Origin of the sequence: Bacillus spongiae (assembly GCF_037120725.1) — a bacterium.
Lineage (GTDB): Bacteria > Bacillota > Bacilli > Bacillales > Bacillaceae_K > Bacillus_CI > Bacillus_CI spongiae.
Map to the genome: position 1 here is coordinate 1 of NZ_JBBAXC010000028.1, position 17,637 is coordinate 17,637.

The following is a 17,637-nucleotide window of genomic DNA, read 5'->3' on the forward strand; positions in this document are numbered from 1 at the left end:
TTGATTACTATAATAACGACCGAATAAAAGTAAAATTGGCTGGCTTAAGTCCAGTACAATACCGAACTCAAACCAACCTAATAGCAGTATAACTAAAACTCTAACTTTCAGGGGTCACTACCATGGTAGGTCTTTTTACTTCAAGTTCTAGGGTAAACGTGTCTCTTATAAGAGAAAGCATCCAGAAAATTAACATTCAGTTGGCAGACCATAAAAGAAAAATGTGGTCTGTCCTTTTTTTATTGAAATAAAAGTAAGGATAAAATGAAAATAGTTGAACATTCACATTTAAAAGAACGTCGGACAATGGCTACACGTTAACATAGAATATAAACCTTTATTTTTGAATCACTCTTCTCAAATATACAAATATATGTTTAGACCTTATTCTTTTAGGAAAATGTAAGATTATATACTTTATTATTAAAAGGGAAGGTGGACTAACGAATGTCAGCAACATTACAAGTAATGAAAAGAGAAGACTTTAAGCGTTCTTCGTTAACACATCTTAGAAAAGAAGGGAACTTTCCAGCTGTTGTTTACGGCTACCAAATAGAAAGTACTCCCATTTATTTAGACACAGCGGAGTTTATTAAAACTATCCGTCAAGTGGGAAGGAACGGAATACTTTCTTTCAATGTAGGAGGGCAATTACGAAATGTTGTTTTAACTGATTATCAAGTGGAGCCAATAAAAAATGAAATTATCCATGCCGATTTTCTTGTTGTAAACATGAGTGAAGAAATGAATGCCAATGTGAAAATTGAACTAGTCGGTGAAGCTCCAGGCGTGAAAGATGGTGGCGTACTGCAACAACCTTTACATGAAGTTTCTATAACAGCTAAGCCTGATAAAATTCCAGAAGTTCTGAAGGTAGAAATTGATCGTCTTCAAGTTGGAGAGAACATTACGATTGGGGACTTAAAAGATCATTCTACATTCGAAATTAATTTAGAAGATGACAGAGTAGTGGCTTCTATTTTAGCTCCGAGGCAAGAAGCAGAAATTAATAGTGGTGAAGAGCAAGAAGCAGGACATCCTCAAAATGAGGAAGGGCGAGAAACAGAACCAATAGTAGAATCTTCTGAGGAATAGTTACTTTTTGGGCATAACCTTTTGCAGGTTATGCTCTTTTTAGTTTATTCTAGAAGTATTGCAGGAAAATGAGGTGTAAATAATGAAATTAATTGTAGGTCTAGGTAATCCAGGTTCACAATTCAAAGATACTAGGCATAATATTGGTTTTGAAGTAATAGACGAGTTAGCTAAACGTCATAATGTGAAGCTTGATCAATCAAAGTTTAAAGCTCAATATTCTGTCATTCATGTTAATGGACAGAAAATAATGCTTTTAAAGCCTTTAACATATATGAATTTATCTGGTGAAAGCATTAGGCCGATGATGGATTATTTTGATGTAAATAATGAAAATCTAACTGTGATTTATGATGATTTAGATCTACCTGTCGGGAAAATTCGTCTTCGTCAAAAAGGAAGTGCAGGAGGGCATAATGGAATGAAATCGACAATTGCCCATCTTGGGACTCAACAATTTAATCGAATAAGAATTGGTATTAATCGTCCGAATAATGGAATGAGTGTGCCAAATTACGTATTAGGGAAATTTTCTAAAGAAGAGAGTGCCGAATTAAGTCATGTCATAGATGCTTGTGCAAATGCTTGTGAAGATTGGTTTAGTAAATCATTTGTAGAAGTTATGAATTCGTACAATTAACAAAATGAATAACTCTTTATTAATATGTTCATACTATGTAGAGTAGACTGTATTAATAAGGAGGATGGGTGATGGCTATACACTATCACTGTCGTCATTGTGGAGTTAAACTAGGTTCGATTGCTAATAGTGTAATTTCTGCCGAACAGCTGGGATTGCATAAATTAAGTGATAAAGAGCGTCAAGAAATGGTGACATATCAACAAAATGGAGATGTAGAAATACAATCAATCTGTGAAGATTGTCAAGAGTCATTGCAACGAAACCCGGAGTATCACGGTTTAGATTACCTTTTGCACTAACGCTTTGGACGTCCTCCAAAGCATTTTTGCATTAAATCTTAAAAGGAAAATAGATTTTAAAAAAATTTCCGCGTTTTATGAAATAGTACAGTAAGAAATGAACTAAAAAAATATTCGTTATTATTTGGACTCTAAGCATCAGTGAAAAACTAGAGTGCTTGATAGAGGGGAGGAGCACATTATGAATAGCTCATTATCTTTATTTGCAGAACAAGAAGAAATTCAGTCCGTTTTTGAAGGAATTGATGAGGGACTTTCTCAGCAATTGGTTTCTGGTCTCTCAGGTTCATCAAGGGGGGTTCTTGTTGCATCCTTTTATAAGAAGACGGAACGTACATGTGTAATTGTGACGCATAATCTACTCCAAGCCCAAAAGCTTTATGAGGACGTTGTAGGGGTTATCGGAGAAGAAGCAACCTATCTATATCCTGCTGATGAATTAATTGCTGCAGAAATGAGTGTTGCCAGTCCTGAATTACGAGGTCAACGGATTGATACATTAAATCAATTAATTCAAGGAAGAAAAGGAATCTATATTTTACCGATGGCAGGATTAAGGAAAATGCTCCCGCCTAGTTCCTTATGGAAACAATATCAATTGTCTTTTCAAATTGGTGAAGATATCGCTTTAGAGGAAATCTTAACGCACCTTGTACAAATGGGGTACCATCGTGCAGATATGATTACGACTCCAGGCGAATTTAGTCTCAGAGGGGGCATATTGGATATATACCCATTATCGTTACCTGAGCCAGTTAGAATTGAGTTATTTGATACAGAGATTGATTCTATTAGAACGTTTGGGGTTGAGGACCAACGCTCAATTGAAAACTTACAAAACGTAATAATTGGTCCAGCATCTGAAATTCTTTTACAGCAACAAAATATAGAACTTACCATTAAACGGTTAGAAAATGGGCTTGGGGCTAGCCTTAAAAGAGTGAAAAAGAAATTAACGAGAGAATATTTATCACAAAAAGTGGGATATGAATTAGAAAAATTAAGAAACGGGCAAATTCCAGATCAAATGTTTAAATATATGTCGTTGGCATATGAAATCCCTGCTAGTTTCCTAGATTATTTACCTGAAGACAGCATCCTATTTTTAGATGAGTATAGCCGTATACAAGAAATAAGTGAAACGTTAGATAAAGAAGAAGCGGATTGGTACATTAGCCTTCTTGAAGAAGGGGAAATTATTCATGATTTATCCATTTCGCATTCTTTACCAACTCTACTTTCACAGACGTTCATTCAGAAAATCTATCTATCTTTATTTTTAAGGCATATTCCTAACGCTAACCCAGAGAACATTGTCAATATAACGTGTAAACCAATGCAAAGCTTCCATGGACAGATGAATGTTTTAAAGGGAGAGATTGAGCGTTGGAACCATAATCGTACAACTGTCCTTATTTTGGTTCCAAATCAAGAAAGGGTTTCAAAACTACAACGTACGTTAGAGGATTATGATATACGAACAGTCGTTAGTCATCAAGACCGTCTAGTAGTTGGAGAAGCTCAAATTAGGGTAGGTAGTTTACATTCGGGCTTTGAGTTACCAATGATGAAATTAGCTATCATTACAGAAGAAGAACTATTTAATAAGAAAGCTAAGCGTGCGCCCCGTCGACAAAAGCTGTCCAATGCTGAAAGAATTAAGAATTATTCAGAATTAAAAGTAGGGGACCTTATTGTTCATGCTAACCACGGTATTGGTAAATACTTAGGAATTGAAACGCTTGAAATAAATGGGGTTCATAAAGATTATTTACACCTAAAATATCAAGGCAGTGATAAACTTTATGTGCCGGTAGAACAAATTGATTTGGTTCAAAAATACGTTGCATCTGAAAATAAAGAACCTAAGTTATATAAACTTGGTGGAAGTGAATGGACAAGGGTAAAGAGAAAAGTGCAATCTTCTGTTCAAGATATAGCAGATGACCTGATTAAGCTATACGCTGAACGAGAAGCTGCTCAAGGTTTTGCTTTCTCTCCAGACGGCGAAATGCAAAGGGATTTCGAAGCGCAGTTTTCTTATCAAGAAACCGAGGACCAAATTCGTTCAATTCATGAAATTAAATTGGATATGGAAAAGCTCCGTCCAATGGACCGGTTATTATGTGGTGATGTTGGCTATGGGAAAACGGAAGTAGCCATTCGAGCTGCTTTTAAAGCTGTGTCAGACGGAAAGCAAGTAGCTTTCTTGGTCCCAACTACAATATTAGCTCAGCAGCATTACGAAACTATTAAAGAACGACTACAGGAATTCCCTATGAAAGTAGGGGTATTGAGTAGGTTTCGGACGAAGAAACAACAAAATGAAACAATAAAAGGGATTGCTAACGGGTCTGTTGATATTGTGATTGGGACTCACCGTTTATTATCGAAGGATATTCAATATAGAGACCTCGGTTTATTAATTATTGATGAAGAACAGCGTTTCGGGGTTACTCATAAAGAGAAGATAAAACAGATCAAAACGAATATTGATGTATTAACATTGACCGCAACACCAATTCCGCGCACGCTACACATGTCCATGTTAGGTGTTCGAGATTTATCTGTTATTGAAACTCCACCTGAAAATCGTTTCCCTGTACAAACATATGTCATGGAATACAATGGTGGATTAATACGAGAAGCTATTGAGCGAGAGTTAGCGCGTAATGGTCAAGTTTATTTTCTGTATAATCGAGTGGAAGATATTGAACGGAAAGCGGATGAAATTGCAACGCTAATTCCAGAAGCACGTGTCAAATATGCTCATGGTAAAATGACAGAAAATGAATTAGAGTCCGTAATATTAGATTTCTTAGACGGAGAATTCGATGTTTTAGTTACAACAACGATTATTGAGACAGGTGTAGATATTCCGAATGTTAACACACTTATCGTTTATGATGCTGATAGAATGGGGTTATCTCAGTTATACCAATTAAGAGGAAGAGTAGGACGATCTAATCGAGTTGCCTATGCATACTTCACGTATCGAAAAGATAAAGTGTTAACAGAGGTTGCAGAGAAACGTCTGCAATCCATTAAGGAATTTACCGAACTAGGGTCAGGTTTTAAAATTGCCATGAGAGATCTATCCATTCGTGGTGCAGGAAACCTACTAGGAGCAGAACAACATGGGTTTATCGACTCAGTTGGCTTTGACCTTTATTCACAAATGTTGAAAGAGGCAATTGAAGAAAGAAAAGTAAAAACAAAAAAAGAGCCTGTAATCCAAGAGGAGTTTGAGGTTGATATCCAAGTTGATGCCTATATACCTGAATTTTATATACTAGATGGGCATCAAAAAATTGAAATGTACAAACGAGTCCGTTCGTTAGCAACGATAACAGAAGTTAATGAGTTGAAAGAGGAATTAATTGATCGTTTTGGAGAGTACCCAAAAGAAGTAGTGTATTTACTTCAAGTAGCCGAAATGAAAATTTATGCTAAAAGAGCAAAGCTTCAGTCCATAAAACAAAAGAAAAATGAAGTTGTCATGCTGATGTCTCCAGAGGCAACGAACGAAATTGATGGATCAAAGGTGTTTGCATTAACGAGCAAATATGGAAGATGGATTAGCTTAGGTTTGGAGAATAACTCGTTAAAAATTGTTTTTCAAACAAAGCAGGTTTCATTAGAAGAGTGGTTTAATGCGGCGTATGGGATTATTAAGCAGTTAAATACAGTAAAAAAAGAAGGAGAGGAGTAATGACAAAAGCTCCATACTAAAGAAGTGAAGAAAAGCTCTCGAACTCAAATTTTTTATTATTCCCCTTTAATAGAAAATGTATGATTTTTGAGAAATAACTACTGTATATGTATAGAAGTTTCTTCATGTAGGATACTAACCTCAATGTTGGGAATGAATGCTTTTGGATTGAATCATTTCCAAATAATCATCTGATGAAAGTGAGGCAACATAGATGAAGGCAACTGGTATTGTTCGTCGTATTGATGATTTAGGGCGAGTCGTTATTCCGAAGGAAATAAGAAGAACCCTTCGTATACGTGAAGGAGACCCGCTAGAGATTTTTGTTGACCGTGAAGGGGAGGTCATCTTAAAAAAGTATTCTCCTATTAGTGAATTGAGTGACTTTTCTAAAGAATATGCTGAAGCATTATTTGATAGCCTAGGTAGTCCTGTATTAATTTGTGATCGAGATGTTGTTATTACGGTAGCAGGTGGATCAAAAAAAGATTATTTAAATAAAAGTGTAAGTGAGCTAGTAGAGAAAGTAATGGATGAGCGGAAATCTGACTTGCAAACACAAGTTGAACGAGCGTCATTAGTGGGCGATTATGAAGAGGAGTTATCCTCCTATACAATTGCGCCAATTGTGGCAAATGGTGATCCTATCGGAACTGTCATTATCTACTCAAAGGACCAAACGTTAGGTGAAGTAGAACAGAAAGCAGTAGAAACAGCAGCTGGTTTTTTAGCGAGACAGATGGAACAATAATTAGAGGCGGCTTAGACCGCCTTATTTTTTTGCCTTAATATTGATAACTCTTCATCAAGTATAGACATGATTACAATAATATAGTCAAAGGTTATGAAAGATAGGCAGAATTATTTACGTATGGGAAATTATTATAATCCTGTTTTATTCTGTTTTCACATTGCTAAACAAAAGGTAAGGTTGTTTAAGTCAACTGTGGAGTAGGTTACCATGTTGGCTTTTCTCTTAAAAAGAAAGTGTAGTGGTGGTCAAATGGGTGAACGGATACGTTCTATGGTCATCTACCTTTACTCTCCTTTTGTGCTATAATGTTTGGTAATTATTGTTGGAGGGCAGAGTGTATGATTCAAGGTAAGGTGTCTTCTAGAACACTTATGAAAGGGGCGTTGGTATTAACGATTGCTGCGTTTGTATCCAAAATTTTAAGTGCGGTCTATCGTATACCTTTTCAAAATATAGTTGGTGATGTTGGTTTTTATATTTACCAACAAGTATATCCCTTTTATGGAATTTTCCTTGCTCTTTCTACATACGGTTTCCCAGTTGTTATCTCTAGATTACTTGCTGATAGATACGATGATAATGAAGAAGAAGCTTCTCTTGTTTTGCAGGCTGCTTTCATCCTATTAAGTGTAGTGGGGATTTGTTTGTTTGTTAGCATCTACTCTGGTGCGAAATGGATGGCGGTTTTAATGGGTGATTCCGAGTTAGAACCGCTTTTAAAGGTTATATCTTTTTCCTTTTTATTTCTGCCTTTTATCTCAATCCTTAGAGGCTATTTCCAAGGAAAAGGTGATATGTTACCTACAGCTGTATCACAAATTGTTGAACAAAGTGTTCGCGTTACAACTATATTAATTTGTTCTTTTATTTTAATAAATGAAGGATATTCTTTATATTTAGCAGGAAGTGGAGCTCTATTTGGGTCTCTAACAGGCGGGGGAGCGACTATACTTGTGTTAGTAAGCTTTCTCCTCGTAAGATCTCAGAATAAATTTTCATTAAAATTTAAAGGTAGATGGAAGAAGAGCTTGGAATTAATGAAAATATTAGGCCTTCATGGTTTTGCTATTTGTTTTAGTGGGATGCTTATTGTCCTATTACAATTTATTGATGCTTTTAGTGTTTACACTTATTTAGTTCAAAGTGGCATAGCTGAGAACGAAGCGAAGGCCCTGAAGGGTGTATATGATCGAGGGCAGCCATTAATCCAGTTAGGTACGGTAGTAGCAACTTCTCTTTCTTTAATAGCGGTTCCTCTTATTACGGCTGCTCACAAGAAGAAAGATGATAGGGCAGTTAAAGAAAATATTCTTCTCGCATTAAAGGTCAGCTTTATTGTGGGATTAGGCGCGTCGTTTGGTTTAGTTAATTTAGTTAAACCGGTAAATGTAATGCTATTTGAGAATAGTAAGGATTCAAGTGTGATCGCCGTTTTTTGTATAGCTATTCTTTTGTGCTCTCTTGTGCTGACTTTATCGAGTGTATTACATGGAATGGGTAAGCTGTATTTACCAGCCTTTATTATCTTAATGGGCATCATCATAAAGTTTCTACTGAATGCATGGTTGGTTCCGCTATTTGCAACAATGGGGGCATCACTGTCGACAGTAATTGTGCTAGGTTTGATGACAATTGGACTTATCATTGTGCTTCGATATGTGTTTCCAATTCCCTTTTTATCAAAAAAATTTTATTTAGCAGCTAGCTTAGCTTTGCTGGGAATGACGGTAATACTGCAAGCTTGGTTGCAAATAGAAGAAATTCTTCTCTTAATTGTTACTGAACGTGTTGCTTCGACCGTTCTCTCTTTGGGTGGTGTTGTGATTGGTGGCGTTGTATATATATTCATTGTGTTAAATGGGAATATGTTGAAGGATAAAGAAATTGAATTATTTCCTTTTGGTAGTAAATTAATGAGGCTAAAACGAAGATAACATGAGGTAGGAGACGAATATGAAAAATACAATTACTATTATCGGTTTAGGAGCAGGAGATATAGAGCAGCTTCCTTTAGGTGTATATCGTACATTGTTAAAAAGTGATAAACTTTATTTACGTACTAAAGAGCACCCTGTTGTAGCAGACCTTGAAAATGAAGGATTACAATATGATTCATTTGATTCCATCTATGAAAAGTATGATCAGTTTGAATTAGTCTATCAAGAAATTGTAGAGATTTTAATAAAAAATGCCGAGAAACAGTCTATCCTTTATGCAGTTCCAGGTCACCCACTTGTTGCTGAACAAACGGTACAGCTATTATTTGAAAAAGCCGATATGAATCAAATAGATGTAAAGGTTTTAGGTGGGCAAAGTTTTCTTGACGCTCTTTTTACAGCTGTGAAGGTGGACCCGATTGAAGGTTTTCAATTACTAGATGGAACAGCACTAAAAAAAGAAGAAATTCATATTAGTCAATCTATCTTTATTGGCCAAGTGTATGATGCTTTTATCGCGTCAGAAGTAAAGCTTACACTATTGGAAAAATATCCTTATGACCATAAGGTCTTTATTATAACTGCAGCAGGAAGTAAAGCGGAAAGTGTAGAAGAAGTACCATTGTATGAGTTGGATCACCATACAAAATTAAGTAATTTGACGAGTGTTTACGTACCTCCAGTACAAGAGTTCACCGAAACATATAAAGAATTTGCAACCTTAAAAGAAATTATTGCTAAGTTGAGGGGACCTGATGGCTGTCCTTGGGATCAGGAGCAAACTCATGCTACATTAAAGAAATACTTAATAGAGGAAGTATATGAACTTTTAAGCGCGATTGATGAAGATAATATTGAAGGAATGATTGAAGAGCTTGGCGACGTATTATTACAAGTCATGCTCCATGCGCAAATTGGGGAAGATGAGGCGATGTTTTCCATTTATGATGTATTCGAAAGTATCTCCTCAAAGATGGTTCGACGCCATCCTCACGTGTTTGGAACTGTATCAGTGGAGAATGCGGATGAAGTGATAGTAAATTGGGAGGCTATTAAACAACAAGAAAAAGCAGAAACACATCAAAGTTTATTGGATAAGGTAGAGAAAGGTTTACCAGCTTTACTTCGCGCTTATGACTATCAGAAAATAGCAGCAAAGCAAGGGTTTGATTGGGAAAACACTGAGGGTGCATGGTCAAAAGTTAAAGAAGAAATCAAAGAATTTCAAGAAGAAGCAGAAGGAAGAAATGAACAGAAAAAAATAGCAGAGTTCGGCGATGTCTTGTTTTCACTTATAAATGTAGCCCGATTGTATGGATTTCACCCAGAAGAAGCACTTGCAATGACAAATGAAAAATTCTATTTGCGTTTTTCATATGTTGAAAAAAAAGTGAGGGAAAGTGGTAGAGACTTTACTTCTTTTTCATTGGACGAGTTAGATAGGTTTTGGGAAGAATCGAAAAAATAGTAGAAATGGGGAAATACGAATGGCAACAATGAGATTAGATAAATTTTTAAAAGTATCCAGATTGATTAAAAGGAGAACACTTGCAAAAGAAGTAGCTGATCAAGGACGAATTTCAATAAATGGGATTCAAGCAAAGGCAAGCTCCAATGTCAAAGTAGGAGATGAACTTGTTATTCGGTTCGGGCAAAAGCTCGTCACACTACAAATCGAAAACCTTCGAGAGATAATCAGGAAAGAGGAAGCTGCCTCAATGTATAAGATTGTAAAAGAGGAACAAGTGGTAAGCGAATAGCTTGTTCTAAAAAGTCTTTTCTCACATACACTTTAGTACAAAGCCTGTACTATGTGAAGGTGAGGGGAAAAGAATGAACCATTATAATGAGAGTATTAGTAATAAACAAGTGGTCGAGCATGACGTCATCATGAGAGGGCGAAAAATATTAGAAATCACAGGTGTAAAGCAAGTCGAAAGTTTTGATAATGAAGAATTTTTATTAGAAACCGTGATGGGGTTCTTAGCTGTTAGAGGGCAGAACTTACAAATGAAGAATTTAGATGTTGATAAAGGAATCGTTTCAATTAAAGGGAAGGTTTTTGATTTAATATATGTTGACGAACATCATGAGGAGAAAGCTAAAGGATTCTTTAGTAAGTTGTTTCGATGAGTTTAACGACGCAATTCTATACGATGATTGCGATGATAGGAATGGGGGGAGTGTTCGGAGCTGCTCTTGATACTTATCATCGCTTTTTAAAGAGACCTGATCGAAGTCGGTGGATTGTGTTTATTCATGATGTTTTGTTTTGGGTAGTGCAAGGACTATTAATTTTTTACGTTTTGTATGTAGTAAATTTTGGAGAGGTCCGATTTTACATCTTTCTAGCATTATTTTGTGGTTTTAGTGCCTACCAAGCTTTATTTAAATCGTATTATGTAAAAATGTTGGAATTTACGATTAAGCTTGTTATTGCAGTCTATCGTTTTTGTAGGAAAATGTTTCAAACCTTGATTATCGCTCCAATAAGATGGATTATTACAGTGATAATTGTTGTGGTAATAGGTTTGGCGAAATTTATCTATCGATTAATGTATGGCTTATTAAAGCTATTAATTGCCGTTTCCAAGATTCTGCTATCCCCACTATCGTTATTAATAAAAATCATTTGGAAGCTGATACCTAAAGCAATAAAAAAACACTTGATAATTTATTATCATAAATTGGCAGGAGTTTTTGAAAAAAGTAAGAATACTATGATTAAAGTGATCAATAGATGGAAAAGAAAGAAATAAGGAGGCAGAAGGATGAGGAAGGCGAATAACATCACATCTATGAATAATGATTATGCTCGACTCCATGAAAAAAGAAAAAAAAATGCCACTAAACATAAAAGAAGACTTGTTCGCAGGTTGACGGTATTTTTCACTATTGTTATCATGGTCGGAGTTGGTTTAATTTCTATCCTGTTTTCTGGTTCCGATAGATTAGAGTCAAAAGAAGCTGAGCACACTCAGTTAAAGAAGGAATTACAGAGCCTTCAAGATGAGCAATTATTACTTGAGGAAGAACTTGCTAAGTTAAATGACGATGAGTATATTGCAAAATTAGCAAGAAAAGAATATTTTTTGTCTGATGAAGGTGAAATTATTTTTACCCTTCCTAAATCTGAATAGAATTCATAAGAAGAGATGTTGTCTTATTGACACTCTTTTTTTTGGAAGGCTATAATATATAGTAAGGTTTATTTTTTATATTTCTAAGGAGGATCATTTTTTTTATGTCAATCGAAGTAGGCAGCAAGTTACAAGGTAAAGTGACAGGTATTACAAATTTTGGTGCGTTCGTGGAGCTGCCTGGAGGCTCAACTGGACTTGTCCATATTAGTGAAGTCGCTGACAATTATGTTAAGGATATTAATGAACATCTAAAAGTAGGCGATGAAGTTACAGTGAAGGTTCTTAACGTTGAAAGTGATGGTAAAATTGGGTTATCTATTCGTAAAGCAAAAGATCAACCGAAGCCTGCCCAATCAAACTCAGGTCGTTCTCGCAGTAATCATCGTTCTAACAATGATTATCGTCCAAAGGAAACCTTTGAACAAAAAATGGCTCGCTTTTTAAAAGATAGTGAAGATCGACTTTCTTCATTAAAGCGTCAAACTGAGTCAAGACGAGGCGGAAGAGGATCAAAAAGAGGGTAACTTGCTGTCTGAATAATTTTATAGCAGGTTTATCTAGGACCAACAAGCAAACCAAAATGGATTTGCTTGTTTTTTTCTTTTTCTAATTGGAATATCATCCTTATTTTATACCGTGCTCATTCATTATGAACGTAACATATTTATATATATAAATTTAGCTTCATGTTGTCATGATTAGTAATGAAAATAAAAAGAAATACACTAGTGTACCTATATAGAATATTTTTATTCCGGTACTTCTTTTGATACATAGGCAACTGTTACAGAGGAAAGTTTATCAGGATTCGATAATTTTGAAATACTATTCTAAATATGAAAAAACATGTCTAACTTCTTTTTCCCTTCTCTTCTTGCAGTTCTTCAAAATTATTACCTAACTGTATATGACCGACTGTCCATTCTATAACATAGTAATTCCTAGAAAAAAATTCTTATAAGTGAATAGTTTCTTATGAATTCAGTGAGATGTATAAGAAATTATGAAAAGTGAAAAAATTGTTCGATAAGAAAGGGGCTATAGTAAAAATCGAAGTATATTTCAGTACCAAAAGAGAAAAGGTTCATAGAGAAATATATTACGAACTTGAATACAATCGTTCTAGGTATACGTAGCTTTTAAAAACGAATACCTCAATAGGTTATCTATAGGAATAAAATTATGAGAATATGACCAAATAGGTATGGTGATGACGTTTATGTAGGGGAAGGAGATTGGTAAAAAAGCAGAAAATAAAAAACTGAAATGGTAAAGGCCGCTTGGACCTCCTTCATTTCAGTTTTTTTGCCGATGACCCGTACGGGATTCGAACCCGTGTTACCGCCGTGAAAGGGCGGTGTCTTAACCGCTTGACCAACGGGCCAAAATAATAGTAGTAGCGGCGGAGGGGATCGAACCCCCGACCTCACGGGTATGAACCGTACGCTCTAGCCAGCTGAGCTACACCGCCATATTATCAATGTGTTTTAAAGCACAAAATCTATAATACATACTTTCTATAAATATGTCAATAATATAAGTGTTTTTTTATTGTTTTTATAGTTTCTATCTAATGGTTAACGATTAAATGAGCAGGGGACAAGTGAAATATAATGTTGTAATTTTCTGATTTTTTGTAGTAATCGTAAATAATAGCTGATTTACGTCGAAGACTTTTTTCTTGGGGACAACCTATTTTGACAAGTTTTGAAAATAATTCTCTTTATAATTAGCACCAAAGATCAAAGTGGGGAGTGTTATAAATGGCAAAAATGGATTACACGGCGATGGAAACAGTCCGAAGTGTAGACGTGGCTAAACCAAATGTCGAAGTGTCAAAAGGTTTGAGAAATGCACGACTGAAATTGGAGTGGTTATTTCTTCAAAAAGGGATCCTTATTATGTTGGTCGGGTTTTTACTTGGACGAGCACTAATTTTATCTCATTTAATGCCATTTGCTTTGCCATTTTTTGCAGTTGTCTATGTTATTAAACGTAAACATTCACCGCTCGCTTTTATCGGGTTATTAGCTGGTAGCTTAACACTCTCCATTTCGAGTATGTCTTATACATTTTTTAGTATTACTTTGTTTCTTATTGTTTTTCGAATGACAAAAAAATGGAGGAAGGATGATTTTACTTCTCTCCCTTATTTTGTGTGTGGCACCATTCTTATCTCAAGTTTTGGCTTTTCTTATATTATGCAACAATTTAAACTTACTCTTTTTGATGGGGTAATGTCAGCTATTGAAGGTGGACTAGCTTTTATCCTTACATTAATCTTTATTCAAAGTATTCCTCTTTTATCCATTCAAAAACGAAAAAGATCACTAAAAACGGAAGAAGTTGTGAGCGTTATTATTCTTCTTGCTTCGGTCATGACAGGAACGATGGGCTGGACCGTTTATGATCTTTCTATTGAACATATATTTGCTAGATACTTAGTGCTTATTTTTGCTTTCGTTGCAGGAGCGACGATTGGGTCAACAGTCGGGGTCGTCACGGGGTTAATATTTTCTTTATCCAATGTAACCTCTTTATATCAAATGAGTTTACTTGCATTTGCGGGCCTGCTCGGGGGGATTATGAAAGAAGGTAAAAAAGTTGGAGCTTCAATCGGCTTAATGATTGCCACTCTTTTAGTGGGAATGTATGGGGAAGCAAATACGATCCTAACCCAAACCGTTTATGAATCTTTGGTTGCTATATGTCTGCTTCTAATTACCCCGAATACCTTAACGAATAAATTGGCTAAATTTATTCCTGGTACGAATGAATATCATCAAGAGCAACAAATATATATGAGGAAAATTCGAGATGTGACTGCAAGCCGTGTTTCGCAATTTTCTTCTGTATTTGAAGCATTATCAAATAGTTTTAAGCAGTTTGATCACATAAAAGAAGAGGATCATGATGATAAGGAATTAGATTATTTTTTAAGCAATGTAACAGAAAAAACGTGTCAAACATGTTTTAAAAAAGAGCAGTGTTGGGCTAATCACTTCGATAAAACGTATAACTTATTGAAAGATGTCATTTATGAACATGATATTGGAAATATTCCTCTCTCTCCCAGGCTCACTAGAGATTTAGAGAAACATTGTACTAGAAATGATAAGATGCAGGATGCCATTTCTAAAGAACTTACGTTTTATCAAGCTAATTTAAAATTAAAAAAGCAAGTGAAAGAAAGTAGGAAATTAGTTGCGGAGCAGCTCCTTGGAGTGTCAGAAGTTATGAGAGACTTTGCTAAAGAAATTCAAAAAGAAAGGGAGAACCATGAAATACAAGAAGAACAAATTTTAGAATCATTAGAGGATTTCGGAATTGATATTGAACATGTAGATATTTTCAGTTTAGAAAAAGGTAATGTCGATATTGATATGACGATTCCCTACTGTGGTGGAAAAGGAACGTGTGAGAAATTAATTGCCCCCATGTTATCAGATATACTAGGTGAAACGGTGGTCGTTCAAAAAGAAGAATGTGCTACTTTTCCAAGCGGTACTTGTCACGCTATGTTAGGTTCTGCGAAAAATTATGCGATTGAATCAGGGGTAGCACATGCAGCCAAGGGAGGAGGCTTAGTTTCTGGAGACAGTTATTCAATGATCGAACTTGGTGCTGGCAAATATGCTGTAGCCATTAGCGATGGTATGGGGAATGGAGAACGGGCTCATTATGAGAGTCTCGAAACGTTAACATTATTAAAAAAAATTCTACAGTCGGGTATCGAAGAGAAGGTAGCCATTAAATCGGTTAACTCTATTCTCTCTTTACGTACGACTGATGAAATCTTTTCGACATTGGATTTAGCCATGATAGATTTGCATAATGCGACTTCTAATTTCTTAAAAGTAGGATCTACACCAAGTTTTATTAAAAGAGGGGACAAAGTATTCAAAATTGAAGCAAGTAATTTACCGATGGGGATGTTCTACGAATTTGATGTGGATGTAGTAACGGAACAGTTAAAGGCGGGAGATTTACTTATTATGATGAGTGATGGAGTTTTTGAAGGTCCAAAGCATGTCGAAAATTACGATGCATGGATGAAGCGGAAAATTAAAGAGATTAATACATCAGACCCACAGGAATTGTCTGATTTGATTATGGAAGAGGTCATTCGTACTCGTTCTGGGAATATTGAGGATGACATGACGGTCGTTGTAACTAAGGTTAGTCATAATACGCCAAAATGGGCAACTATTCCAATTAATTATTATAGAAAAAAGAAGAAAATTTCATAATACTTTTGAAAATAAACGGCGTTCGTATATTTCCTCTTAAGTTTGTCGAGTATGTTAGTAACTACGACACTAGGAGGAGAATATCCTTGAAACATGGAACATTAAAGCAAGTGCTATTGATTACAGATGGTTGTTCAAACGCTGGAGGAGACCCAATCATGGTGGCTGCTTTAGCGAAAGAGCAAGGCATAACCGTAAATGTTATTGGAGTTATGGAAAATGATGTGATTGATGAAAAAGGAATGGCTGAAATTGAGGGGATTGCGTTATCTGGTGGCGGAGTCAGTCAAGTTGTCTATGCCCAACAACTTTCCCAAACCGTTCAAATGGTGACACGAAAGGCAATGACTCAAACCCTTCAAGGTGTTGTCAACAATCAGTTAAAACAAATACTAGGCGAATCTGCTTCTATGGAAGAACTTTCTCCAGAAAAGCGAGGAGAGGTAATGGAAGTTGTAGATGAGCTAGGAGAGTCCATTGATATGGAGGTATTAATTCTTGTTGATTGTAGTGCCAGTATGAAACATAAATTACCTACAGTGAAGGAATCCTTACTAGACCTCTCTTTAAGCTTAAATGCTAGAATGGGTGAAAATATGTTTTCTTTGTTTGTCTTTCCAGGCAGGCGGGAAGATGTCGAAAAGTTGTTGGATTGGACACCTAAATTAGAATCATTGACAAGTGTATTTTCAAAATTGTCAACCGGTGGTATTACTCCGACAGGACCAGCACTACAGACCGCTTTAACACACTTTAAGAAAAAACGTTCTTTACGAGATTTACTTGGTCGAGATGATGATGAACAATACTTTGAAGAAACCCTTTAGTTTGCCGTTAGGTACTAAGGTGAAGGGGAAATGGCATAAAGAATGCTACACCATTGTAAAGGAACTGGGGTACGGTGCGAATGGAGTAGTTTATCTAGCTCAATGTAATTCAGGAGAAGTGGCGTTGAAAATATGTGATAACAGCTATTCTGTAACCTCGGAAGTGAATGTTTTAAAAGCTTTTATGAACGTAAAAGGAACGAATCTTGCACCTTCTCTTATGGATGTCGATGATTGGCAAACAAGGGAGAGGATCGTTCCGTTTTATACAATGGAATTTATAAAAGGCCCTAATGTACGAGTATTTGTCGACAAGAAAGGGTTTGCTTGGGTTCCGGTACTAATGCTTCAGCTCCTTGCTAACTTAGATGAGATGCATCGAGAGGGATGGGTTTTTGGAGATTTAAAGCCAGATAATTTAATTGTAACAGGACCACCATATAAAATCCGGTGTATTGATGTAGGTGGGACAACAATGAAAGGTAGAGGAATTAAAGAGTTTACCGAGTTTTTTGACCGAGGGTATTGGGGAATGGGGTCTAGAAAAGCGGATGAACGTTATGATTTATTTGCGATAGGAATGATAATGATTAATTTAGCTTATGGCAAACAAATAGAAAAAAAAGCTGGTGGAATACATCAACTTAACCAAATAGTAGAACAAAACAACGAGTTAATTCCATATAAGCATATTGTACAATATGCTTTAAGAGGTAAGTACCAATCGGCTAATGACATGAGGAAGGATATAATTGAGTTGATGTCTAATAAGGTTTCATCCCACTCAAGGAATAAAGGGAAGGGGCAAAAGCATGTAAAATCATCACCAAGTCGTTATAAAAAAAGAAAACAATCTAAATGGGCCCATCGATTGGAAACATTGTTGGTTGTCCTTATTCTCGGCTTTTTATATTTTTTGTATATTTACGGTGAGATTTTATAGTGTGAAAGCTGTAAGAAGGACAAAGAATTGTTAC

Annotated in this window: 16 protein-coding genes and 2 tRNA genes; 16 read left to right on the forward strand and 2 right to left on the reverse strand. The window is 35.8% G+C overall.

All coding sequences use genetic code 11. From position 1 onward, the window contains the following. The 13 genes from WAK64_RS20925 to WAK64_RS20985 form a co-directional block, all read left to right on the forward strand. Positions 1-92 (forward strand): IS3 family transposase (locus WAK64_RS20925; RefSeq protein ID WP_336588968.1); only part of this gene is annotated, 92 nt, incomplete at its 5' end. A 355-nt stretch (positions 93-447) separates the two neighbouring features. After that, complete coding sequence (locus WAK64_RS20930) at positions 448-1,095, forward strand: 50S ribosomal protein L25/general stress protein Ctc (protein ID WP_336588938.1); 648 nt, start codon at positions 448-450, stop codon at positions 1,093-1,095. 82 nt (positions 1,096-1,177) lie between these two features. Beyond that, the gene (gene pth / locus WAK64_RS20935; RefSeq protein WP_336588939.1) at positions 1,178-1,735 is read left to right on the forward strand and encodes an aminoacyl-tRNA hydrolase; all 558 of its coding nucleotides are present in this window, start codon (positions 1,178-1,180) and stop codon (positions 1,733-1,735) included. A 71-nt stretch (positions 1,736-1,806) separates the two neighbouring features. Continuing rightward, positions 1,807-2,037 (forward strand): anti-sigma-F factor Fin, encoded by a 231-nt coding sequence (locus WAK64_RS20940; RefSeq protein WP_336588940.1) that lies wholly within the window; start codon positions 1,807-1,809, stop codon positions 2,035-2,037. A 181-nt stretch (positions 2,038-2,218) separates the two neighbouring features. Next, entirely contained in the window at positions 2,219-5,749 is a 3,531-nt protein-coding gene (gene mfd, locus WAK64_RS20945) for a transcription-repair coupling factor (RefSeq protein ID WP_336588941.1), read from the forward strand. 214 nt (positions 5,750-5,963) lie between these two features. Continuing rightward, on the forward strand, positions 5,964-6,500 hold the full coding sequence (gene spoVT / locus WAK64_RS20950) for a stage V sporulation protein T (RefSeq protein WP_336588942.1): 537 nt from the start codon (positions 5,964-5,966) through the stop codon (positions 6,498-6,500). Between the two features lie 341 nt (positions 6,501-6,841). Then, the gene (locus tag WAK64_RS20955; protein WP_336588943.1) at positions 6,842-8,437 is read left to right on the forward strand and encodes a putative polysaccharide biosynthesis protein; all 1,596 of its coding nucleotides are present in this window, start codon (positions 6,842-6,844) and stop codon (positions 8,435-8,437) included. A gap of 19 nt (positions 8,438-8,456) precedes the next feature. Then, a complete protein-coding gene (gene yabN / locus WAK64_RS20960) occupies positions 8,457-9,908 on the forward strand; it encodes a bifunctional methyltransferase/pyrophosphohydrolase YabN (protein ID WP_336588944.1) in 1,452 nt (483 codons plus the stop codon). 28 nt (positions 9,909-9,936) lie between these two features. Further along, on the forward strand, positions 9,937-10,200 hold the full coding sequence (locus WAK64_RS20965; RefSeq protein WP_336588969.1) for an RNA-binding S4 domain-containing protein: 264 nt from the start codon (positions 9,937-9,939) through the stop codon (positions 10,198-10,200). Positions 10,201-10,273: 73 nt separating this feature from the next. Then, the gene (gene yabP / locus WAK64_RS20970) at positions 10,274-10,573 is read left to right on the forward strand and encodes a sporulation protein YabP (protein ID WP_336588945.1); all 300 of its coding nucleotides are present in this window, start codon (positions 10,274-10,276) and stop codon (positions 10,571-10,573) included. Further along, positions 10,570-11,199 (forward strand): spore cortex biosynthesis protein YabQ, encoded by a 630-nt coding sequence (gene yabQ, locus WAK64_RS20975; protein ID WP_336588946.1) that lies wholly within the window; start codon positions 10,570-10,572, stop codon positions 11,197-11,199. The genes yabP and yabQ overlap by 4 nt, the downstream gene beginning before the upstream one ends. Before the next feature lie 12 nt (positions 11,200-11,211). Beyond that, complete coding sequence (locus WAK64_RS20980) at positions 11,212-11,580, forward strand: FtsB family cell division protein (protein ID WP_336588947.1); 369 nt, start codon at positions 11,212-11,214, stop codon at positions 11,578-11,580. Positions 11,581-11,684: 104 nt separating this feature from the next. After that, positions 11,685-12,107, forward strand: coding sequence for a S1 domain-containing RNA-binding protein (locus tag WAK64_RS20985; RefSeq protein WP_336588948.1), 423 nt, complete (start codon positions 11,685-11,687; stop codon positions 12,105-12,107). Between the two features lie 788 nt (positions 12,108-12,895). On the opposite strand, the gene WAK64_RS20990 is transcribed toward WAK64_RS20985, so the two are convergent. Next, positions 12,896-12,967 (reverse strand) — tRNA-Glu (locus tag WAK64_RS20990). A gap of 13 nt (positions 12,968-12,980) precedes the next feature. Beyond that, positions 12,981-13,054 (reverse strand) — tRNA-Met (locus WAK64_RS20995). Between the two features lie 292 nt (positions 13,055-13,346). On the opposite strand from WAK64_RS20995, the gene spoIIE reads away from it, so the two are divergent. The 3 genes from spoIIE (at position 13,347) to WAK64_RS21010 (ending at position 17,603) form a co-directional block, all read left to right on the forward strand. Next, positions 13,347-15,833 carry a stage II sporulation protein E gene (gene spoIIE, locus WAK64_RS21000; RefSeq protein ID WP_336588949.1) on the forward strand — a complete coding sequence of 829 codons (2,487 nt, stop codon included), beginning with the start codon at positions 13,347-13,349 and terminating at the stop codon, positions 15,831-15,833. Between the two features lie 86 nt (positions 15,834-15,919). Then, positions 15,920-16,660 (forward strand): vWA domain-containing protein, encoded by a 741-nt coding sequence (locus WAK64_RS21005; RefSeq protein WP_336588950.1) that lies wholly within the window; start codon positions 15,920-15,922, stop codon positions 16,658-16,660. Then, entirely contained in the window at positions 16,644-17,603 is a 960-nt protein-coding gene (locus WAK64_RS21010; protein WP_336588951.1) for a protein kinase domain-containing protein, read from the forward strand. Before WAK64_RS21005 ends, WAK64_RS21010 begins: the two co-directional genes overlap by 17 nt. Positions 17,604-17,637 lie beyond the last annotated feature (34 nt).